General features: G+C 62.2%; 26 protein-coding genes. 14 read left to right on the plus strand and 12 right to left on the minus strand.

The genetic code is table 11. The features are described from left to right. Window positions 1-88: 88 nt before the first annotated feature. The 5 genes from AB3Y40_RS18860 to AB3Y40_RS18880 all read right to left on the minus strand — a co-directional run bounded on the left by AB3Y40_RS18860 (window position 89) and on the right by AB3Y40_RS18880 (window position 6,136). Window positions 89-868 carry a metallophosphoesterase gene (locus AB3Y40_RS18860; protein WP_369440439.1) on the minus strand — a complete coding sequence of 260 codons (780 nt, stop codon included), beginning with the start codon at window positions 866-868 and terminating at the stop codon, window positions 89-91. After that, a complete protein-coding gene (locus AB3Y40_RS18865; RefSeq protein WP_369440440.1) occupies window positions 868-1,395 on the minus strand; it encodes a signal peptidase II in 528 nt (175 codons plus the stop codon). Before AB3Y40_RS18865 ends, AB3Y40_RS18860 begins: the two co-directional genes overlap by 1 nt. A gap of 57 nt (window positions 1,396-1,452) precedes the next feature. Next, window positions 1,453-3,036, minus strand: coding sequence for a bifunctional phosphoribosylaminoimidazolecarboxamide formyltransferase/IMP cyclohydrolase (purH, locus tag AB3Y40_RS18870; protein ID WP_369440441.1), 1,584 nt, complete (start codon window positions 3,034-3,036; stop codon window positions 1,453-1,455). Window positions 3,037-3,052: 16 nt separating this feature from the next. Continuing rightward, entirely contained in the window at window positions 3,053-4,756 is a 1,704-nt protein-coding gene (locus AB3Y40_RS18875; protein WP_369440442.1) for a heparinase II/III family protein, read from the minus strand. A 111-nt stretch (window positions 4,757-4,867) separates the two neighbouring features. Then, window positions 4,868-6,136, minus strand: coding sequence for an RsmB/NOP family class I SAM-dependent RNA methyltransferase (locus AB3Y40_RS18880; RefSeq protein WP_369440443.1), 1,269 nt, complete (start codon window positions 6,134-6,136; stop codon window positions 4,868-4,870). A gap of 25 nt (window positions 6,137-6,161) precedes the next feature. On the opposite strand from AB3Y40_RS18880, the gene AB3Y40_RS18885 reads away from it, so the two are divergent. After that, window positions 6,162-6,341 carry a DUF1674 domain-containing protein gene (locus tag AB3Y40_RS18885; RefSeq protein ID WP_369440444.1) on the plus strand — a complete coding sequence of 60 codons (180 nt, stop codon included), beginning with the start codon at window positions 6,162-6,164 and terminating at the stop codon, window positions 6,339-6,341. Beyond that, window positions 6,331-6,777, plus strand: a complete 447-nt coding sequence (locus AB3Y40_RS18890) for a GNAT family N-acetyltransferase (protein ID WP_369440445.1) — start codon at window positions 6,331-6,333, stop codon at window positions 6,775-6,777. The genes AB3Y40_RS18885 and AB3Y40_RS18890 overlap by 11 nt, the downstream gene beginning before the upstream one ends. Here the strand turns inward: AB3Y40_RS18890 and AB3Y40_RS18895 are convergent. Together AB3Y40_RS18895 and dapB are read right to left on the minus strand one after the other, a co-directional pair. Continuing rightward, window positions 6,774-7,136, minus strand: a complete 363-nt coding sequence (locus tag AB3Y40_RS18895) for a dihydrodipicolinate reductase (RefSeq protein ID WP_369440446.1) — start codon at window positions 7,134-7,136, stop codon at window positions 6,774-6,776. The two genes, AB3Y40_RS18890 and AB3Y40_RS18895, sit on opposite strands and share 4 nt — an antisense overlap. 89 nt (window positions 7,137-7,225) lie before the next feature. Beyond that, window positions 7,226-8,035 (minus strand): 4-hydroxy-tetrahydrodipicolinate reductase, encoded by an 810-nt coding sequence (gene dapB / locus AB3Y40_RS18900; RefSeq protein ID WP_369440447.1) that lies wholly within the window; start codon window positions 8,033-8,035, stop codon window positions 7,226-7,228. A gap of 198 nt (window positions 8,036-8,233) precedes the next feature. Between dapB and rbfA the strand changes: the two genes are divergently transcribed. Both rbfA and AB3Y40_RS18910 read left to right on the plus strand, forming a co-directional pair. Then, window positions 8,234-8,629 (plus strand): 30S ribosome-binding factor RbfA, encoded by a 396-nt coding sequence (gene rbfA / locus AB3Y40_RS18905; RefSeq protein ID WP_369440448.1) that lies wholly within the window; start codon window positions 8,234-8,236, stop codon window positions 8,627-8,629. Then, the gene (locus AB3Y40_RS18910; protein WP_369440449.1) at window positions 8,629-9,339 is read left to right on the plus strand and encodes a phosphodiester glycosidase family protein; all 711 of its coding nucleotides are present in this window, start codon (window positions 8,629-8,631) and stop codon (window positions 9,337-9,339) included. The genes rbfA and AB3Y40_RS18910 overlap by 1 nt, the downstream gene beginning before the upstream one ends. Window positions 9,340-9,433: 94 nt before the next feature. Here the strand turns inward: AB3Y40_RS18910 and AB3Y40_RS18915 are convergent, their stop codons facing one another. Both AB3Y40_RS18915 and AB3Y40_RS18920 read right to left on the minus strand, forming a co-directional pair. Next, window positions 9,434-9,805, minus strand: coding sequence for a hypothetical protein (locus tag AB3Y40_RS18915; protein ID WP_369440450.1), 372 nt, complete (start codon window positions 9,803-9,805; stop codon window positions 9,434-9,436). Between the two features lies 1 nt (window position 9,806). Further along, window positions 9,807-9,950 (minus strand): hypothetical protein, encoded by a 144-nt coding sequence (locus tag AB3Y40_RS18920; RefSeq protein WP_369440451.1) that lies wholly within the window; start codon window positions 9,948-9,950, stop codon window positions 9,807-9,809. A gap of 254 nt (window positions 9,951-10,204) precedes the next feature. On the opposite strand from AB3Y40_RS18920, the gene AB3Y40_RS18925 reads away from it, so the two are divergent. The 6 genes from AB3Y40_RS18925 to rpsO all read left to right on the plus strand — a co-directional run bounded on the left by AB3Y40_RS18925 (window position 10,205) and on the right by rpsO (window position 14,802). After that, the gene (locus AB3Y40_RS18925; protein WP_369440452.1) at window positions 10,205-11,044 is read left to right on the plus strand and encodes a hypothetical protein; all 840 of its coding nucleotides are present in this window, start codon (window positions 10,205-10,207) and stop codon (window positions 11,042-11,044) included. 64 nt (window positions 11,045-11,108) lie between these two features. Then, window positions 11,109-12,017 (plus strand): tRNA pseudouridine(55) synthase TruB, encoded by a 909-nt coding sequence (gene truB, locus AB3Y40_RS18930; protein ID WP_369440453.1) that lies wholly within the window; start codon window positions 11,109-11,111, stop codon window positions 12,015-12,017. After that, window positions 12,014-12,523 carry a DUF1643 domain-containing protein gene (locus AB3Y40_RS18935; protein WP_369440454.1) on the plus strand — a complete coding sequence of 170 codons (510 nt, stop codon included), beginning with the start codon at window positions 12,014-12,016 and terminating at the stop codon, window positions 12,521-12,523. Before truB ends, AB3Y40_RS18935 begins: the two co-directional genes overlap by 4 nt. Next, window positions 12,516-13,397, plus strand: coding sequence for an alpha/beta fold hydrolase (locus AB3Y40_RS18940; RefSeq protein ID WP_369440455.1), 882 nt, complete (start codon window positions 12,516-12,518; stop codon window positions 13,395-13,397). Before AB3Y40_RS18935 ends, AB3Y40_RS18940 begins: the two co-directional genes overlap by 8 nt. Before the next feature lie 83 nt (window positions 13,398-13,480). Continuing rightward, window positions 13,481-14,380 carry a calcium-binding protein gene (locus AB3Y40_RS18945; protein ID WP_369440456.1) on the plus strand — a complete coding sequence of 300 codons (900 nt, stop codon included), beginning with the start codon at window positions 13,481-13,483 and terminating at the stop codon, window positions 14,378-14,380. Between the two features lie 152 nt (window positions 14,381-14,532). Then, the gene (gene rpsO / locus AB3Y40_RS18950; RefSeq protein ID WP_369440457.1) at window positions 14,533-14,802 is read left to right on the plus strand and encodes a 30S ribosomal protein S15; all 270 of its coding nucleotides are present in this window, start codon (window positions 14,533-14,535) and stop codon (window positions 14,800-14,802) included. Window positions 14,803-14,857: 55 nt separating this feature from the next. Here rpsO and AB3Y40_RS18955 read toward each other — a convergent pair whose 3' ends face one another. Together AB3Y40_RS18955 and AB3Y40_RS18960 are read right to left on the minus strand one after the other, a co-directional pair. Further along, the gene (locus AB3Y40_RS18955; RefSeq protein ID WP_369440458.1) at window positions 14,858-16,225 is read right to left on the minus strand and encodes a hypothetical protein; all 1,368 of its coding nucleotides are present in this window, start codon (window positions 16,223-16,225) and stop codon (window positions 14,858-14,860) included. A 76-nt stretch (window positions 16,226-16,301) separates the two neighbouring features. Beyond that, window positions 16,302-17,513 (minus strand): MFS transporter, encoded by a 1,212-nt coding sequence (locus tag AB3Y40_RS18960; RefSeq protein WP_369440459.1) that lies wholly within the window; start codon window positions 17,511-17,513, stop codon window positions 16,302-16,304. 158 nt (window positions 17,514-17,671) lie between these two features. Between AB3Y40_RS18960 and aqpZ the strand changes: the two genes are divergently transcribed. Next, window positions 17,672-18,355 carry an aquaporin Z gene (gene aqpZ, locus AB3Y40_RS18965; protein ID WP_369440460.1) on the plus strand — a complete coding sequence of 228 codons (684 nt, stop codon included), beginning with the start codon at window positions 17,672-17,674 and terminating at the stop codon, window positions 18,353-18,355. Window positions 18,356-18,414: 59 nt separating this feature from the next. On the opposite strand, the gene AB3Y40_RS18970 is transcribed toward aqpZ, so the two are convergent. Further along, complete coding sequence (locus tag AB3Y40_RS18970; protein WP_369440461.1) at window positions 18,415-18,966, minus strand: TetR/AcrR family transcriptional regulator; 552 nt, start codon at window positions 18,964-18,966, stop codon at window positions 18,415-18,417. Between the two features lie 81 nt (window positions 18,967-19,047). Between AB3Y40_RS18970 and AB3Y40_RS18975 the strand changes: the two genes are divergently transcribed. Genes AB3Y40_RS18975 through AB3Y40_RS18985 form a run of 3 tightly spaced genes read left to right on the plus strand, consistent with a single transcriptional unit; the run spans window position 19,048 to window position 20,425 of the window. Next, window positions 19,048-19,455, plus strand: a complete 408-nt coding sequence (locus AB3Y40_RS18975) for a hypothetical protein (RefSeq protein ID WP_369440462.1) — start codon at window positions 19,048-19,050, stop codon at window positions 19,453-19,455. Between the two features lie 41 nt (window positions 19,456-19,496). Beyond that, the gene (locus tag AB3Y40_RS18980) at window positions 19,497-19,832 is read left to right on the plus strand and encodes a hypothetical protein (RefSeq protein WP_369440463.1); all 336 of its coding nucleotides are present in this window, start codon (window positions 19,497-19,499) and stop codon (window positions 19,830-19,832) included. Beyond that, a complete protein-coding gene (locus AB3Y40_RS18985; protein WP_369440464.1) occupies window positions 19,829-20,425 on the plus strand; it encodes a hypothetical protein in 597 nt (198 codons plus the stop codon). The genes AB3Y40_RS18980 and AB3Y40_RS18985 overlap by 4 nt, the downstream gene beginning before the upstream one ends. Window positions 20,426-20,436: the final 11 nt, after the last annotated feature.

Below are 20,436 nucleotides of genomic sequence, written 5' to 3' on the forward strand. Positions count from 1 at the left end.
CTTGAAAAGACGCAAGGATTTGCAATTGGCGCGCGGGCCAAGCAACGCCCCAACCGGACCATAGGCGCTTTGACGGGCGCCCCGCGCGTCAGGACAGCCCAACATCATAGGCGCAAATGTCATGGTACTGCAGCGTTACAGCCCCCCGATCCAGCGTGACGACGCCCATCGCCGGGGCCTCTGCTGCGGGGACAAAGCTGTCCCAATCCCACGCGGGCTGTGGGGGCGGGGCCTGATATAGAACCGACCGCATCGTCGCAAAAGGGATTCCGCGCACCACGCCTGTGATAGGCCGGTGCACATGACCGATCATCAGGTGGCGCAAGTTTCCGAACCCCGCGATGGCGTCCAGAAATGCCGCGCCCCCGGCCAGCCGGTCCTGATCCTGCATCGGCAGGCCCAGCGGCATCGGCGGGTGGTGCATGAACAAAACCGTGGGCGCGCCCTGCTTTAACACGTCCGTCAGCCAACCCAGCCGGGCGGCGCAAAACGCACCGCTGTCAGCGCGCGGGTCAAGCGTATCAAGGCAGGCGATTACACCATCCGGGGTATCAATGCGGTACTGCACAAAACCGTCCAGCCCCGCAGGCACATGCATATTTGCCGCCAGCCGCGCCCGGTCGTCGTGGTTGCCGACCATCGGCAGCACCGGCACCGTCAACCGCCCAAGCTGCGCGGCCAGTGCGGCATAATCCGCATCGGTGCCACGGTTCACCATGTCGCCCGAAATCACGCAATAGGCCGCGTCGGCATGATGCGCATTGATCCGGTCAATCGCTGCATCCAGCCGCACGCGCGGGTCATGGCCCAGCACATCGCCAGTTGCGGTAAAGTGTAAGTCAGACAACCAGATCAGCCTGTTCGGCATCAGCCCTTGGCCCGCGACTTGCGCGGTTTCTTGGCGCTGCCATCGGGCAAAAGCGCCAGTCCGATGGCGCCCACAAAGATCGCCACATCCGCCACGTTAAAGGCATAGGGGTTCTGGAAACCGCAGCACGACATGTTCAGAAAGTCGGCCACTGCACCGTAAATGATCCGGTCCAGCACATTGCCCAGCGCCCCACCAACCAACACGCCGCCTGCGATATAGCCCCATTTGGTCGCCCCCGACCGCCACAGCCAGATCACCACAGCGGCAGAGATCACCAGCGCCACGGCCACCAGCACCCAACGCATATCCAGCCCCGCGCCGATGCCAAAATTCACGCCCCGGTTCCACGCCATGCGCAGCACAAGGAAGGGCGGAAAGACCTTTTCTTCGGGCGCATAAGGCAACACACCATCACTGGGACGCAACTGGGCCCAACTGAACCCAAATACCCCCAACAACACTGTAAGCTTCGTGACCTGGTCAAGGACCAGAACCCAAGTGGCTGTCCAGAAAAGAAGGCGCATGCGGTGTTCCTGCAACGATCAAGGGCCGCCCCTGACAACGGGGGCTTGGCCATTACCTTAGTGCTTAAAGTGGCGCATACCAGTCAGAACCATCGCGATGCCGGCCTCGTCTGCGGCGGCGATCACCTCGTCATCGCGCATTGACCCACCGGGCTGGATCACGCAGGTGGCACCGGCAGCGGCAGCCTCCATCAGGCCATCGGCAAAGGGGAAAAAGGCGTCGGATGCCACGGCAGAGCCTTTGGTCAGCGCCTCGGGCAGGCCCAGCGCCTCGGCCATACGCTCTGCCTTTTTGGCGGCGATCAGGGCACTATCTAGGCGGCTCATCTGGCCTGCACCCACGCCCACCGTCGCCCCGTCCTTGACGTAGACAATTGCGTTGGATTTGACGTGCTTGCCGACTTTCCACGCGAATTTGAGGTCTGCCATCTGCGCATCGGTCGGTTTCACCTTGGTCACCACGCGCAGATCGTCATCAGCCACATGACCTGTGTCCTTGTCCTGCACCAGCATCCCGCCCGCGACCTGACGATAGGTTAGCATCGGCGCGCGCGGATCAGGCAGCGCGTCAGTGGTCAGCAGGCGCAGGTTCTTTTTTGCCGCAAACACGGCCTTGGCCGCGTCAGACGCACCGGGGGCAATCACCACCTCGGTAAAAATCTCGACGATGGCCTTGGCTGTGTCCTCGTCCAGTGGCTGATTCAGCGCCACAATGCCGCCAAAGGCGGATGTCCGGTCGCAGTCAAACGCCTTCTGGTAGGCCTCCAGCAAGGTCGCCCCCTGTGCCACGCCGCAAGGGTTGGCGTGTTTGATGATCGCCACCGCCGGGCCGTCCTGAAATTCAGCGACCAATTCAAAGGCCGCATCGGTGTCGTTGATGTTGTTATAGGACAGCTCCTTGCCCTGATGCTGCGTGGCGGTCGCCACACCCGGACGGCCAGAGCCATCGGTATAGAACGCCGCCTGCTGGTGCGGGTTTTCGCCGTAACGCATGGTCTGCCGATGCTCACCGGCAAAGGACCGGCGGCGCGGCTCTGCCAGATCGGTGGCCCCTGCCATCCATGTGCTGACGGCTGTGTCATAGGCCGCCGTGCGACCATAAGCCGTCTGCGCAAGCCGCTGCCGGAACGCCAGCGTTGTCTGACCGCCATTGGCGTCCAATTCCGCCAGCAGTTCAGCGTAATCAGCCACATCCGTCACCACGTTCACAAACGTATGGTTTTTGGCTGCAGAGCGGATCATCGCAGGGCCGCCGATGTCGATGTTTTCGATGCAGGTGGCGAAATCAGCGCCCTTCGCCACGGTCGCCTCAAACGGGTAAAGGTTCACCACCAGCAGGTCGATGCCGCCGATGCCGTGCTCTTCCATCGCCGCGACATGGCCCACGTTATCGCGCACGGCAAGCAGGCCGCCATGCACCACCGGATGCAGCGTCTTGACCCGGCCATCCATCATCTCGGGAAAGCCTGTGACCTCTGCCACGTCTTTGACATCGAGCCCCTCATCGCGCATCTGCTGCGCCGATCCGCCGGTGGACAGCAGTTCCACCCCGTGGCCTGCCAGCGCGCGCGCCAGGTCAATCATGCCGGTCTTGTCGGATACGGAAATCAGTGCGCGGCGCACAGGGTATAGGTCGGTCATCAAGGGTCCCCAGGGTTTAGTCGTCCAAGCCGCCGGGTGCAGGGGCAAGGTCACGGACCACATCAGGCGTGTCCTGCGCCTTGCTCAACGTCCAGCGCACGCGGGTCGCATAGGCCATTGCGGCCCCGGATAAAACCACCTGTTGCGCGTGTCGGGGCTTTATTCGCCCGTTTTCCAGATAAACCGAAGGCTCAAGCGACAATTCAGCGACGCCATCGTGCCGAAACACCCAGATTTCACCCGATTTCAGCGCCAGCGACACCGCCGCACCGCCCAAATCAACCGAGGCTTCGACATCGGGGTGCAGATGGAACCGGATCGCATAGGGCACGCCTTGCAGCGCGGTCATGTCCAGCGCGCGGTCAAAGCGGGCCTTGTCACTGTCATCGAGCGTGGTGATCAAATCCTCACCCACCAACCCGCGCCCGTGGGTCGCCAGATCAAGGATGCGGGCATGGGTCAGCCCATGGGTCGGTTGAAACCCGTTGTGCGACAGCTCTAGCCGCTTGCCATCATCCAGTTGCGACACTTCGCATTGCACCAGCTCTGGCGTATCGACCAGCATTTCCTGTTGCCCTTGCCCCAACCGCGCAGGCGCGCCCAGACGGGACGAGGAATAGCCCGCCAGCCCCAGCGTCGAATGGCTGGGCGTCGCCCGGCCTGCGCGCCGCCAATCGGGGCCAAAACTGGCACCGGACCCGCAATTGACGATCAGCGGGCGGCGGCCTGATGTCAGCTCGAACGCCAGCGTCGACGCATGAGCATTGACCGACGGGTCGCCCGTAGGCGGCGGGCTGGCGTCCACAATCAGCGATGTGCGCCCGGCACTGGCCCGGACATATCCCATATGCAGCCCTTCACCCGGCTGCGTGCGCACTGCACAGGTCGCAAGTGCCGTATCCAGCCGCCCATCAATGCCGCGCCCACCGCCATGAAACCGCGCCAGTCCGCCATCCGCATGGCGCAGGGCGCGCAGGGTCGGCGCCACGCGGGCAATCGCATCCGTCAAAGGCGCGGGCGGGGTCTGGCCCGATTCCCCAATCGCCTGCACCGCCCAATTGAGCAGCGTGAAAACTTCCAGCAGTTCTTCGGGGTTGCGTGTCGGGATGCCGCCTTGCGCATTGATCTGGCGGTCGCAATCCTCGGCCAGTGCGGAAATCGCAGGGCCCACATGTTTTTCCATGCCTTCCAGCGACAGACCCGCATAGATCATGCCGGTCAGCGCCTCGAACCGGGGCAGACCCGCGCGCGCGGTACGCCAGCGTTTCGACAGGAACAGCGTCTGCCGCCCCAAACTGCGGAAAAAGCGCTGGCTTGCGTCCTTTTCCACACCGCGCAGCAGGAAAATCCCGTGGTTGATCCAGCGGATCAGGCGGCGGCCCGTCAGGTCAGGCGTCCAGCCCGGACCGGTGCCATTGCCATACCGCGTGATCCAGTCCTGCACCCAGGCCTGCGCCTTTTCGCGGGCGCGGCTGTCGCCCACGGCGGCCAGATCATCCAACCAGGCACAACCTTGGGTTTCCGAGGTGACCAACCCGTCACCATTCACATCCCAGACCGACCCGTCCTTGGTTTCGGTCAGCGTGCCTGCAAACAGCAGGTTTCCGGCGACAAGTTGCCGACCGCGCGCAAAATGGCCGATGGTGCGTGGTTCGGGTGCGGTGACAAAGGCCGTCGCGGGTTTGGCACGCGCCGCGCGGCGCGCGGCAACGCGATGCATGAAAGCCGTGCGTCGCGCACGCCATGTCTGCGGTTCGGCCAAATCTGCTGCCTCGGCTTGCGGCGTTACGCCGTCTTGTTTGCAAAAGGTTAACGCAGTGCAAGATTCGTGTCACGCCGGTTTGGTCAAAACCGCCATATAAAATCCGTCCATTCCGCCCAAATCGGCCCAAAAATCTGGCCGCAGGCGCAATCCACCCTCCGGCGTGATCCACGCCGGATCGAGGCCGGGACGCGCCAAAGCAGCGCGATCCACGGTCAGATCATGGCGGGCAAGCGCCTCTTCCACCTGCACCTCGCCCTCATCCGGGAGAAGCGAGCAGGTGCAGAACACCAGCCGCCCGCCGGGCCGTAGCAAGCCTAGCGCATGGTCAATCATTGCGCTCTGTTGGTCGATCAGCATCGCGAATTCCGCCCCATCCTTGGCGTGCGGCAAATCGGGATGGCGGCGGATCGTGCCGGTGGCCGAACAGGGCGCATCCAGCAGGACAGCGTCCCACTGGCCCGTGACGTCAAAGGCATCACTCACCGCTGTGTCCGCTGTCAGCTTGGTCCGGGTCAGGTTTTCAGCCACCCGCGCCATCCGACCCGCTGAGGCATCGACCGCTGTCACCTGCGCCCCCGCTGCGGCCAGTTGCAAGGTCTTGCCCCCCGGTGCCGCACAGAGGTCCAGCACCCGCAGGCCCGTGACGTCACCCAGCAAGGTCACCGGGATCGCGGCTGCGGCATCCTGCACCCACCAGTCGCCCGTGTCATATCCCGGCAAGGTCGACACCTGCCCGGCATTGGCCAGCCGCACCGTGCCCGTAGGCAGCACTGTACCACCGGTGGCTGCGGCGACGGTTGCGGGGTCCTTGGCTGTCAGATCAAGCGGCGCGCCTGCAAAATGCGCCTTTTCCATCGCCGCCATCGCCTTGCGACCCCAGGCGGCGACCAACGGCTGGCGCAGCCAGGGCGGCATGATCGGCACCGGGGCGGCGTCCCATGCCGCGGCCGTGACTTTGCGCAGGACGGCATTCACCAACCCTTTGAGGCTGCTCGTGCGCTTGTTGCGCGCCACGATTTCCACGTAAGCATTGACCACACCATGCGCAGCCTCACCCTGCCCGATCTCGGCCACGCCAAGGCGCAGGGCGTTGCGCACGAAAATGGGCGGGTTCTTCTTCAGATGCGGCTTCAGCAACCGATCCGCACGGTCCAGCCCGCGCAGCGCCTCGGTCGCCAACCGCTGCGCACGGGCACGGTCAGCGGCGTCCAGCCGGTCCAACGCGCCACCGCCGATCAATTCGGACATCAATCGCCCCTCGGTGGTGATCTGCTGCAGCAGGGCATGTGCCGCGCGGCGCGGGGCGAGGCCGGATGTGTCGGGCTTGTCTGTCATGCGTTGCGGCGTATATCACTGCATCATGACCGACAAGCCAACAGATTTGCCCCCCGCTGCCCGCCGTGCGCTGGCCGAGGCCGAAGAGCGCCGCCGCCGCGCGGCAAGCGATGAGGCAGCACCCAAGGAATACGGTGGCCGTGACGGCCCTGAACCCGTCCGCTACGGCGATTGGGAAAAAAAGGGCATCGCGGTTGACTTCTAAACCGGTCGCGCGCCGCCTGACGCTGGATGATCAGCCCGGCATCATGCGGCTCTACAGCCACTTGATCACGAACGAGGCCTTTCCGACCGGCGACGCAGCAACCGGTCTGCTCGCCGCGATCCTCGATCACCCCGGCACATCACTTTTTGGGGCCGAAGCCGGCGGTCAGTTGCGTGCCATGTGCACGATCCACATTCTGCCCAATATCACCCGCACAGCACGCCCCTACGCCCTGATCGAGAATGTTGTCAGCGACGCGGGCCATCGCGGTCAGGGCTTTGCCCGCGCCGCAATGCAAGCCGCAATCGCCGCAGCGTGGGACGCCGATTGCTACAAGGTCATGCTGCTCAGCGGGTCATCTGACGGACACGGCTTCTATCCCAAACTCGGCTTTGACGGCGACGCCAAGCGCGGCTTTATCCTGCGCGCGCCCTAGCGCAGCCGGAATGACGCGCTGTCTCCGGCACCCTGATCGGTGGTGAACCGCATCTCGTTGCCCGCGACCTCGACCAACTGACAGTTATAGGGGATCGGGTCGCCGCCCCAAGCCATCTCGCGGCAGAAAAAGCCGCCCTGCCAGGACCAGGTGCCTGTCACGTCCCAGCCCATTGCAGACCCCGCGATCTGCCCCGATGGGGCCACGTCAAGCGACAGGTTATACAGCCGGTTGGTCAGGCTGCGGTCCGCAATCAGGGCCAGAAACTCGGACTGATCTGTCACGGGGCGATAATCTTGCGCCTCCGCAGGTAGGGCAAGGCCAACGGTGATGGCCGCAATGGTCAGCGCAGTTTTCATGATGTCCTCCGGCGTCAGTGTCTTTCTCAAGATACGGCGCAACCGGCGGATCGGTTCAGTTTTGGTGCGAAAGCCCGGCGAATACCGGCCTAAAGGCCCAGCACATCCATCATGTCGTAATGCCCCGGCTTCTGGTCCTGACCCCAAAGGGCCGCCCGGATCGCACCGCGCGCAAACAAGGCACGATCTGTCGCCATATGGCGCAACACGATACGTTCGCCGGGGGCTGCAAAGAGCACATCATGCTCGCCCACGATGTCGCCGCCCCGGATCGCGCTGAACCCGATGTCGCCCTTCTTGCGCGCGCCGGTGATCCCGTCGCGCCCGCTGTCGCGCACATCATTCAGGGCCACGCCGCGCCCTGCGGCGGCGGCTTCACCCAGCATCAGGGCGGTGCCAGAGGGGGCATCAACCTTGTGATGGTGGTGCGCCTCGATCACCTCGATGTCAAAATCGTCATCCAATGCGGCGGCAACCATCTTGGTCAGCTTGGTCAGCAGGTTCACACCCAGTGACATATTTCCCGCCCGCACAATGACCGCGTGATGGGCCGCATGGCCGATGGCAGTAATATCATCCTCGGTCAGGCCAGTGGTGCCGATCACATGCACCGCGCGCGCCTGCGCGGCCAGTTCTGAAAAGGCAACCGTGGCCGCGGGCGAGGTGAAATCAATCACCGCCTGCGCCTGTGCGAACGCCGGAAGCGGATCGTCAGTGACGGTCACACCAACAGGTTGCCCACCCATCGCAGTGCCCGCATCCTGCCCAACCCAGGCGTGGCCGGGTCGTTCCAGCGCGCCCACAAGCCGCGCCTTATCGCTCTCGGCAATCAGCTTGATCAGCGTCTGCCCCATACGGCCAGAGGCGCCTGTGACAACAATACCGGGTCGTTCAGTCATTGGATCTATCCTACTGTGTGCGGCTTTCTTAACGGGGCGTGCCAAGACAGGGAAGGTGCTGATTGGATCGCAGCACCGCGACCTGCATCCGGGGAAACAAATCCTTGCAAAGGATTTGGGGCCAGACTTTCTGCGAAAGTCTGAGGCCCGCCTAACCCACACCTTGGCAACAGCCGCCCGAACCCTTAGGTGGGCGGCATGGCAAAGAACCGATCATCCGAAGGGCGCGGGCCCTCCCAACGGCAGCTGCGCGTCGGCGAACTGATCCGGCGGCGTCTGTCAGAGCTGTTGCAGCGGGGTGAAATCCACGACCCTGATCTTGAACGCATGTCCATCACCGTGGGCGAGGTGCGCTGCTCGCCCGACCTTGGCGTCGCCACCGCCTACCTTTTGCCGCTGGGCGGCGAAGGCAAAGAAGAGATGCTCGCACTTTTGCGTAAGAACCGGCACGAGATCCGGCGCGAGGTCGGCAAGGCCCTGTCAATCAAGTTCACGCCCGAAATCCGGTTCCAGATCGACGACACCTTTGACCGCATGGACGCCACCCGCAAACTCTTTGAAGACGATCACGTCCGGCAGGACCTGGACGACTGATGCGCGCGTGGCTGGCCATCGCCGCGCTGTGGGCTACCCCCGCCGCTGCGGTGACCTGCGAAGACCTGACCTTTGAAGACCACAGCCTGACCGCCTGCACCGTTGACGCGGGCGAGGATCTGCGCTTGTTTCACAGCGATGCGGCGGGTGATGTCCTCGGCGGCTTCAGCGCGGTTGAGGGCCACGCAGGCGGCACGCTGGCTTTCGCGATGAACGCCGGTATGTACCACGACAACCGCGCGCCTGTCGGGCTTTACCGCGAAAATGGGGTCGAAACGCAGCGCCTGATCACATCTGACGGACCAGGCAACTTTGGCCTTCTGCCTAATGGTGTCTTCTGTTTTGGCAATGGCCGCGCGCGGGTGATCGAAAGTCTCGCGTTTCAGGCCGCCGCCCCCACCTGCCCACACGCCACGCAATCCGGGCCCATGCTGGTGATCGACGGCGCGCTGCACCCCCGGTTGATCCCCGATGGCACCTCAAAATTCACCCGCAATGGCGTCGGCACCCCTGCCGATGGCAGTGGCGCGGTCTTTCTGATCTCAAACGATCCGATCAATTTCCACACCTTCGCGCGGGTCTTCCGCGACGTGCTTGGCCTGCCCAACGCGCTTTACTTTGATGGCAAGGTCAGCAGGCTTTACGCCCCGCAACTGGGCCGTGCCGATTTCGGCTTTCAGCTTGGCCCGATTGTCGGCGTCGTCGAATAGCACGTGGCCTCTGCCGACGGGGGCATCGGCAAAGGCCAGTTTTGCACGCAATCAGGCAGGGCATCCCGATCGCGCGGGGCACGGGACCGACACTTCAGGCGAGGCGCGGTCTTTTAAAAACATCCCAAGCGCCGGGCTTCAGGCCACATGGCGCGTGATCATACCGATCATGATTCACGAATGCGGCTGTCCGCGTCTCCGTGAAGGGGTGGGATACATCGTCAACTGGTATGGGTACATCTGCTCTGTTGGCAGGGGCTTGGGTGCGCAATTTGCGCAGCTTGTCCCTGTAACTTTGCGCACCTTCCTCGGCCATCATGTGGCGGGCAAGGTAGTGCGCGACGTCTTCTTGGGCCATGAACACGGGAACACTTGTCTTCGTTTCCACAACGTTCAGATGATATTTGCGCAATTCCAAACGACCGCGCAAAAGGACGGCCTGCATAGGCGTTTTTTGGTGTGTCATCTTAGATCCTTTGGTTTTGAGGTGAGATATCGTCTTCCCCGGCAGCACGCTGCCACGTGCCGAATAGCCCCCTGGGCTTTGGCACGTGGATGCCTTCGTCAAAGAATTCCTGTTGGGGGATGCCATCAAGTTGGTTGTTATCCATTGGATACTCCATCGTTGTGCGGCGTCGGACCGGCGCACCATCGCGCGAGCCTCCGACCGGTATCAATTCTATATCAATCATCACGTTAGACAGGGGCGCTCATCGCCTCGCGAGTTTCGACGTCACTCTGCAAACGCTTGCAAACACGTCGAGTTCATGCAGTCTTAGGTTGAACAAGTTGCACCTTGTTAGAGATTTTCGAGGCCTAGCAGGGGCCGCGCCAGCCGTGAACCGACCGTGAAAGTGACGCTGTTTTGTCGAACTACCAAAGCCTGACCGCCCCACAAATCCTCACAGTCATCGACCTTTACGGCACATTCAAAAACTGCGGACGCAAAGAAACCCTCAAAGAAATAACGGGCCTGCGGATCAACCCAGGGCGCGCGAAGGACCGCAAATCCTATCCCCCCGGCTTCACAGAGGATCTGGCCGCGGCCGTGTCGAAACTGCCCGCATATGAAAAGGCCGCAATCGACACCTACGTCGCGGGCGCAACCAGACAGGCCAAACCAACGCTTGAATCCACCTTTGCCCGCTGGATCACCAAGGACGACATCGACAGCCGCGCATTTGCGGACAAATGCGCCAACGGCGTCGGCGACTATCTGATCCTGCGGATGCCCTCACCCAAGAAACTTGTCGCCGCACATATGAAGATCAGCTTTGACCCCGCGACAGATCTGATGCCGCACTTTGAAACATCGTCCTACTACGGCGGCAAACTGGCACGGCAGGTGTGCGGGCAGATATTTGCAAACGGCAATTACGCCTATGCGGTGGGCAAAGTGACCAACAATCCGGGACTGCGGGTGTCAAAACTGCGCCCGGCCACGCTGCCAACCGGGCAGACCGATCTTTACGGAATCCGTCTGGGCCAATCGAGAGAGGTCAACCGCCCCTACGGCCACCTGATCTATTGCTTGCAACTGGTCGACAACAAACCGGACGATGTGCTTGCCGATCTGCAAAGCGAAGATGGCATGACGCAAAGAAAGCTCGCGCAGCGGCTGCCTGATCTTGCGCGGATCATGAACTTGCTGAAACCGCAAAAGGCTGCCGAACTGGGGCTGACCGCCAACGCTGACTTTGGATGACCCCCGCCGGTTGACGGCGCGCCTTGGCAGGTTTAGCTGACCGCTTCACGTTCAAGAGGCTCATATGGCACGCAGGAAAAAAGGCCGGGATATTTCGGGCTGGCTGGTGGTGGACAAACCCGCCGGGATCACCTCGACCGCTGTGGTCAACAAGGTGCGTTGGGCGTTTGAGGCCAAGAAGGCCGGCCATGCAGGCACCCTTGACCCCGATGCAACCGGCGTGTTGGCCGTGGCATTGGGCGAGGCGACAAAGACCGTGCCTTTCATCACCGATGCGCTGAAGGCCTATCAATTCACCGTGCGGCTGGGGCAGGCCACAAACACCGACGACGCCGAGGGCGAAGTGATCGCCCAAAGTGATGCGCGCCCGTCTGACGATCAGATCAAAGACGCCCTTGGCGCCTTTGTCGGCGACATCATGCAGGTCCCGCCGCAGTTCTCTGCCGTCAAGATCGACGGCGAACGCGCCTACAAACGCGCCCGCGACGGCGAAGAGATGGAGATCGCAGCGCGCCCGCTCTGGGTCGAGGAACTTTTGCTGATCGACCGGCCCGATCCTGACCACGTGACGTTGGAAATGACCTGCGGCAAGGGCGGTTATGTCCGCTCCATCGCTCGTGATCTGGGCGCGGCTCTGGGCTGTCATGGCCACGTGCGCGAGTTGCGGCGTATCTGGTCGGGGCCTTTTGATGCAGCCGACGGGGTGTCACTCGACCTGATTGATGCCGAGGCACGGACCCCCGATCTGGACGCGCGCCTCTTGCCGTTGGAAATCGGCCTCTCCGACCTGCCAGAGGTGCGCTGCCTTGCGACCAGTGTCGCCAAACTGCGCAACGGCAACCCGGCAGAGGTGATCGCCAGTGACGCCAACTATGGCGACGAAGTCTGGGCCTCTTACGATGGCAAGGCGGTAGCCGTGGGCCAGTATCTGGGCGGCAGGATCCAGCCCAGCCGGGTCTTCAACACCCCATGATCACGCGGTCGCATGTGGATGACAGGGCGCGCTCAACCGCGCTTTACTCCGACTGCGAAACCTACCGCTATACCCTGACGCGCACATGGGGCGACGGGCCAAAGTTGCTTTATGTGATGCTGAACCCCTCCAAAGCCACCGAAACGGCGAACGACCCCACGATTGAACGCTGTGAACGCCGCGCGCGCGCTTTGGGTTACGGTGCGTTTTGCGCCACCAACATTTTTGGCCTGCGCGAAACCGACCCGCACAAGATGCGCAAGCATACCGCACCGGACGGCCCCGACAATGACGCTGCCTTGCGGGATGGGGCCGCTTGGGCGGACGACATTCTCGCGGCCTGGGGCGTTCACGGCGCGCATCGCGGGCGCGGGCCGCAGGTGGCACAGCTTTTGCGTGACACCGGCACCCCGCTCTATCATCTTGGACTGACCAAAGACGGGCATCCGCGCCACCCGCTTTACGTGGCCTATGCCCAGCCCCTGATCCGGTGGAGCGATGATTGAAGGGTTTACCCAAAGCGACGTAACCTGCGGCGACGTCCGCCTGTCCGTGCACCGCGCAGGCGCGGGCGCACCGCTGATCCTGTTGCACGGCTACCCGCAGAACCACCACTGCTGGGAAAAGGTGGCACCGACGCTGGCCCAGCATTTTGACGTCATCGTCCCTGACCTACGCGGCTATGGCGACAGCGATGCACCGCCCGACAATGCAGACCACAGCACCTATTCCAAACGCCAGATGGCGGCGGATATCGTGGCGCTGATGGATGCGCTGGACCTGCCGCGCGCGCATATCCTTGGCCATGACAGGGGTGGGCGCGTGGCCTATCGCTTTGCGCTGGATCACCCCGACCGGCTGGACCGGCTGGGGATTATCGAGATCGTGCCAACAGGGGATTTCTGGGACAGTTGGAACGCCGATCTGGCACTCAAAGCCTATCACTGGACCTTTCTGGCGCAGCCCGCCCCCCTGCCCGAACGGATGATCGGCGCGGATCCCGCGGGCTATATGGAATGGACGCTCAGCGCCTGGAACAACACCAAAACGCTGGCCCCGTTCAGTGCTGCCGCATTGAAAAGCTACACCGCGCAGGCCCAAGACCCCGCCCATCTTCACGCGATGTGCGCCGATTACCGCGCCGGGGCCACCTTTGACCGCGCGCTCGATAACGCCGACAAGGGCCGCACCATCGCAGCGCCCCTGCATTTCCTCTGGGCAGAGGGCGGTTTCCCGGCGCAAACCGGCGACCCCTTGGGCCTTTGGCGCAGATGGGCACCGCAGGTAACCGGGCAATCCTGCGTCTCGGGCCATTTCGCGATGGAAGAAAATCCCGATGCGGTGCTGGCCGCCTTCCTGCCGTTCTTTCAGGGTCATTAACCATAGGTACAGATTCATGGTTTGTTCTGGTCAATCCCGTGCTATGACCGCGCAGGTCGGGGGCGACCGTTTGAGGGTGCGTCATGTTTGAAATTCTGACTTTGTTTGGTGTGGCCTTGTCTGCCGCACTTTTTGCCGACTTTGGCGGATCGTCAGATGACGCGGATGACCAAGCCGCCGCAGCCCCCGATGAAACCGCCAAAATCACCTCTGTCAGTGACCTTTTGTCCGAAGGGGGCGAGGCGATGCCAGGGGCAGAGGCACTGGACCTTGGCGAGGACGAAACGCCCGTTGATCAGATCATCTATGCCGGGGACGACGATACCACGCTGATGACCGAAGGCGGAAATGACTTTCTTTTTGGCGGCGACGGTGCCGATGATCTGCAAGGCGGTGCCGGGCAGGATGACCTGCACGGCGGGCGCGGCGATGACGTGATCTTTGGCGAAGACGGCGATGACCAGTTGTCCGGCCATGTGGGCGACGACCAGCTTTATGGCGGCGCCGGTGCGGATACGTTGAATGGCGGCGATGGCGACGACATTCTTGATGGTGGCGAAGGCGACGACATCATGACCGGCTATCAGGGGGACGATACGCTTTATGGCGGTGCGGGTGCTGACATGCTCAATGGTGGCGCGGGCAATGATGTGATTGATGGCGGCGACGATGACGTGCGCGATTTCCTCAACGGTGGCGCGGGCGATGACCTGATCACCGCCGGACTGGGGGATCACCTCAATGGCGGCACCGGCGCGGATACCTTTGCGTTGCTCGGTAATACTGGCGCATTCATTGACGATTTCGACCCGGCCGAAGATGTGATCGAACTGGGCTACGACACCATCCCACCCATTCTGACCACTGCTCAGGGCGATGATGGCCTGACCCTTTTCGCCGATGGCGAGGCGGTGGCGACACTCGCCGGGGTCACCACGCTGGACCTGACGGCGGTCAAGCTTGTGGCGCTGCCCGCCGTCTAGGCGCAAGGGCGGCAACAAAACACTTTCATTTCACCACGTTTTTGCCTAAACGCACGCATCCGCACCGGGAATCCCCCGGCACGGACCCTCCACGGGCCTTTCTGGACGACATCCCGGATCGCGCCATCAACCCTTTAGAACAGGAGACCCCGATGTCGATTACTGCCGAAGACAAAGCCAAGATCATGAAGGACTTCGCCACCAAAGACGGCGATACAGGCTCCCCCGAGGTGCAGGTTGCGATCCTGTCCAGCCGGATTGCCACCCTGACCGAGCACTTCAAGACCCACAAGAAAGACAACCATGGCCGCCGCGGTCTGCTGAAGATGGTGGCCCAGCGCCGCAAGCTTCTGGACTACACCAAAGCCAAGGACGAGGCCCGCTATCAGGACCTGATCAAGCGTCTGGGTCTGCGCCGCTAAGCCGCGCACCACTGGAATTTTCGAAAACGCCCGCCATCGCGCGGGCGTTTTTGCGTCAGGCCCTTTGCCTGCGCAGCACCAAAAGCCCACCCAGCCCGGACAGCAACAGCAGCATCCCCGCAGGCAGCGGCACGGCGGTCAGGTCCAGCTCTGTCAGTCGGTAAAACTTGCCCGTGCCTTCCAAAAGCACCCCCGCGGTGCCATCGGCATAGGTGAACAGCCGTGGATCGGCCCGGCTGCCGCCGGCAAGTGACAAAAGCGATGTTGCGGCGCCCGTGCCATCCACCAGATTGACCGCAAAGACATCGTTCAGCGTGCCCCCAAACCCCGCAGTTGTGGCATAAAGCCCGCCCTGCGACAGGTCGCTGAACAACAGGTCAATCACATCAAATGACGCATCAGATGCAATCGGCCCCGAAACGGCGATAAAGGTCTGGCCCGCAGGTCGGCCAAATTGGGCATAGGGCTGAATGAACCCGGCCTCTGGCACCGGGGCGGTCCCAATGGCGGTCGCTGTCGTGCCGGGGACTGAAGTCGCACCGTCATTGATGTAGAATGTGCCTTCGCGGGCATTGCCATCCGCATTGCGGCCCCAGCCGAAATTCTCGACCGCCGTCAGGTCCGTCAATTCGGCAACATCGACGATATTCACCTCTTCCGCCGTGGATGCGCCGATATCGCCAAAGGCGATCTGGGTCTTGCTGTCATCGGTATAGGTCATCTGCTGAACATTGCGCACGCCTTTGCCTGCAACGGTCACAGCGCCACTGGTCCGGTCAACGATCAACAACTTTGAAACATGTTCACCGTCTTGCTGTGGGGCCGCCAACCCATCGCGGTTGAACGTCAGATTGTCACCGGTCGCATACAGCAGGTTGCCATCGGGCAGAACAATCATGCCGCCGCCCCGATGCCCGCGCGATACCGTTTCAAACGCCGTCAATGCGGTCGGGTTGGACAATGTGCCATCTGCGGCACGCTGATACTTGTAAACCACCTGGAAAACGGTTGGCGTCGCATCATACAGCGGATCGCTCGGCAATGCTGATGCCGTCATGCCGCTGGGCAAGGTGCTTGAGGTGAAAGCGACAAACACCTCATCGCCCGCCCCATCGGCGATGTTCACCACCGCTTGCGACCCCACCGCAGTCACCCCCGGTGGCGCGCTGGCCGCATCAAGGACAGTTAGAAATCCTGTAGCTGTCTGTTGCTGAACGGACCCGCGTTGATCCACGAACAACAGATCGCCATCCACGCTGACCGGCGATGCATAATTGTTGCCGGGTGCCGCAGCCCCGACCTGTCCGATCTCTTCGATCTGCACGGTAATGGATGACGGTAGCACAGCATCAGGCTGCAGCGTCGCAGCCCCGGCCGAGGTTGCAAACGCCCAAAAACTGATCGCAAGTAAGATCTTTCTCATGCCGATGCCCCCATCATTCAGGGCTCAGGTTACCCAAATACAGGGGCAAAGTCTTTCGTTTTGTACCTGATCCCGCTCAGGCAACGCGCACCCGGCGGACCCGCGCGCCATCAATCACGAACAGCACCACCCCCGCAGTCAGCGCCAAAGCGCAGCCAATCCAGGCAGTGCCGATATAATCGGTGAAGGTTGCAGCACTGGCCAGCACGGCTGCGGCAAACATCGTGCCGCCAAAGTGCGACACCGACACCAGCGCAGATCCGGCTCCGGGACGGTCGGCCATCAGGTCTTGCACATAGCCCACGGTGATCGACAGCAAAATGCCCGCGCCGATACCACCGGGGATGATCATGACCCAGGCGCTGGCGATGTCCGGCATCGCGGCCAACCCGCCCAGAAAGCCGACATAGACCAGCACCCCGCCAAAGATCATGCCGGTCCGCGTCACATGGCGCAGCGCCGCCGCTGACAGCAGCATCACCGGCACCTCGACCAGCGCGACACCACCCGCAAACCAACCCACGTCTGCTTCTGATCCGCCAAGGTTGTTCAGGATCAAGAGCCCCAGCAAAATGTTGTAAAGCGCATTCACCCCGGTGATCACTGCGATCAAGGCCAGCCGGATAATCACGCGCAACTCTGACACCTCGCGCAGCGATGCAAAGAACCCCAACCCCGACTGCTTGTTGAGCGCGCTCTGGTCACGCGGCCATGACCGCGCCACCAGCAGCAGCACGATCACGTTGATACAGGCCACAAACCCATAGACCGACAACAGGTCCAGCCCGCCCGCCACCGCAATCGCCAGCACCGGCGGGGTCAGGCCAAAAGCGCCCGCAAAGGCTGCGCGCACCAGTGACAGGCTGACGTCCTTATCCAGCGCCGGGTTGTTCGCCGCCGACAAGCTCGCCATCGCGAAGTACTGCGTGAAGGTGGTCGACGCGATGGGAAACAGCACCACATGCGCCAGAACAAAGGTCGCCTTGGCGGGCAAAAGGAACACGCAGAGCCCGGCCAGAATGCCAACGCAGGTGCATCCCATCAGAAACTCGCGATAGCGCCCGGTCTGATCGGTGTAGATCCCCACCCAGACAGAGGCCACCACGCTGAAAAGCGCGCCCAGCGTGGTGATCAGCGCATAGGCGGCATTGGAAAAGCCCAACCGCTCAATCCCGATGACGGACTGAAACGGCACAATAGAGGCAACCGCGATCCCCATCAGCGTGATGCACAGGAATGCCAGCCGCAGCAGACGGTCGTTCCACGAATTGACAATGATCTGAAACACGGGGCGGGCGGTCCTGTCGGGCAATTGCCGCAACCCTATGCCGCAATGCTCACAATGACGAGGGCACATCAGCCAGCGGGGCCGGTTTTCATTTCATTCCCCTTAGACTGCCGGGGCCAACCGGGCACAAGGACCCCAATAAGGAATGAGGGAACACCATGAAGAAACAAATCGCTGAATTTGTCGGCACATTCACACTTGTGCTGATCGGCTGTGGCTCTGCCGTGATAGCTGGCGCAGACATCGGATTGACAGGCATCAGTTTTGCCTTTGGTCTGGCGCTGATCGGCATGGCCTATGGTATCGGGCCGGTCTCGGGCTGTCATATCAACCCAGCCGTCTCACTGGGGGCCGTTGCCGCCGGGCGGATGCAGATGGGCGAGGCGATCAGTTATATCATCGCGCAAGTGGCCGGTGCGATTGCTGCCGCTGCCGTGTTGCTGCTGATTGCCAGCGGCAAGGCCGACTATAGCGTCGCCGAGAACGGTCTAGGCCAGAACGGCTGGGGTGCCGGGTACTTGGGCGAATACACGATGGTCGCTGCCTTCGTGTTCGAAGCGGTCGCAACCTTCCTCTTTGTCGTGGTGATCCTTGGGGCCACCGGCTCTGGCGCGCCTGCGGCGATGGCCGGTCTGGCGATTGGTCTGACACTGGTGGCGATCCACCTTGTGGGGATCAACGTCACCGGCGTTTCCGTGAACCCCGCCCGGTCCATTGGGCCGGCACTTTTTGCAGGCACCGGCGCATTGTCGCAGCTTTGGCTGTTCATCGTGGCCCCGATTGTGGGCGCGGTTGCTGCCGGCCTGCTGTTCAAAACCGGCAATCTGGACAGCGACGGCTGACGATCCCAAGCTGACAGTTCACCGGTCAACGCCCGCGGTTTCCCCGCGGGCGTTTTTGTTCAGGGCCGCAAGACCAGCTTCATCAACGCTGGCAGACCTGTCGCAATGTCGCCCGACCCTTTGGCCGTCAGATCATCCAACCCCAGATAAACCGCATAGATTGCTTGCGGCAAATCGGGATCCGTCAGGCCAAACTCTGACAGCAGTTTGGCGACAAAGGCGGTCCGAATGGCGTCAACCTCCGACAGCGCGGCCTTTACATCCGGGTCGGTCAGCGCCCAAGCACGCACGGCAGGCTCAATCGCGCGCCCGCCGAATTGCTCGGGCGGCGGAAGTGCTGCGCGGGCTAGCAAGTGTTGCAGCTGGGCGGCCACGCCGGGGGTCTGTTCAACCGCGTCTATCACCTCTGTTGCGACCTTTTCGCGCCACAGTTTCAGCATTTGGCGCTTGTAGTCAGGCACGTCCTTAAAGTGCCAATAGAACGATCCCTTGGTGGTGTTCAGGCGACGGGCCAACGGCTCTGCCCGCAAAGCCCCGGGGCCTTCTGCCGCCAGCGCGCGAAAACCCGCAGCAAGCCAATCTTCTTTGTTAAGGCGCGACGTTTCGACCATGCCGCACCATACGCAGGCGTATTGACTTGCGCAAGAATCCATTCCATACGGCAGCGTATGTTTTGAAACGGGAGTTCCGATATGACGACTTATCCCAATACGACCGTATCCCATCGCCTGAACCTGTGGCACCTGACAGCTGCTGCCCTGATGGCCCTGACCACCCTGATCCATGTCTTTGTCGGCGGACCAGAGGTGATGGACCCGATCCGCGCCAGCACGCTTGATCCCCTGGTGATCGGTGTCGCCTCTGTCGTCTGGCACGCCATTACACTGCTGCTGGCGCTGTTTGCCGTGGCGCTGCTCTGGCTGGCGCGCAATAGCAATAAACCGCTGGTCGCACTGCTGCTTGCGATGCAACTTGGCTTTGGACTGATCTTTCTGGGCTATGGCATCGCTGATCTGGGCACCATCTGGCCGATGCCGCAGTGGATCATCTTTTTCGCAATCCCTGCTCTGATGCTGGTGGGGCAGCGCGGACGCAAGTGAACCGTTTGAGTCTCTGGCACCTCAGCGCCGCCGCCCTTTTGATGCTGGTCACGTTGGTTCATGTGTTTTACGGCGGATACCGCGTCATGGATCCAGTGCGCGCCAGTGACCTGACACCGCTGATTATCGCGGTCACCAACGTAATCTGGCACGTCGCAACCTTGCTGATGGCGCTGCTGGCGCTGGCAACACTCTGGCTGGCCCGCCATCCCAACCGCCCGCTGGCGGTGCTGATCATAGCGATCCATCTTGGCGCGGCCCTGCTGTTTCTGGGCTACGGCGCGGTTGATCTGGGATCACTGCGCCCGATGCCACACTGGGTCGCCTTTCTCATCCTCCCCACACTCATGCTGATCGGTGAAAGGAACCGAACATGACGAACCTTCGCAAGTTGCACCGCACGACCGCCATGATCCTTGCCACCTACATCGCGGCGCACCTTGGCAATCACTTGCTGATCTTTCTTGGCACCGATTGGCACCTCTGGGCGATGGAGGGCTTGCGCGTCATCTACCGCAATCCCGTGGTCGAGCCGCTGTTGCTGGCCGCCTTTGCGATCCAGATCGCGCTTGGCCTGCGCCTGCTCTGGCAGCGCGGGTGGCCCAAACGGTTCTGGCCGCGCTTGCAAATTGCGTCGGGCGCTGTCCTCGCGCTGTTCCTGATGCAGCATATCGGGGCCACGCTTGCGACCCGGATGTCTTATGCAGAAATCGACACCAATGTCTTTTGGGCCGCCGCCGTTGTCGATCGCGCGCCCTTTGTCTGGTACTTCGCGCCCTACTACACGCTGGGTGTTGCCGCTCTCTTTGCGCATCTGGCCGTCGTCCTGCATCGTTACCCCGCGCAGCGGAAATGGGCAGTCCCGGTGCTGGTCCTTGGCTTTGCCACAGGCGCTGCAATCGTCGCGGCCCTGATGTCCGTCACCCTGCCGCCCGCTTATGATGCCTATCTGACCGACTTTTGGTTCTAGGCCCGCGCACA

Origin of the sequence: Yoonia sp. R2331 (assembly GCF_041103235.1) — a bacterium.
Lineage (GTDB): Bacteria > Pseudomonadota > Alphaproteobacteria > Rhodobacterales > Rhodobacteraceae > CANMYO01.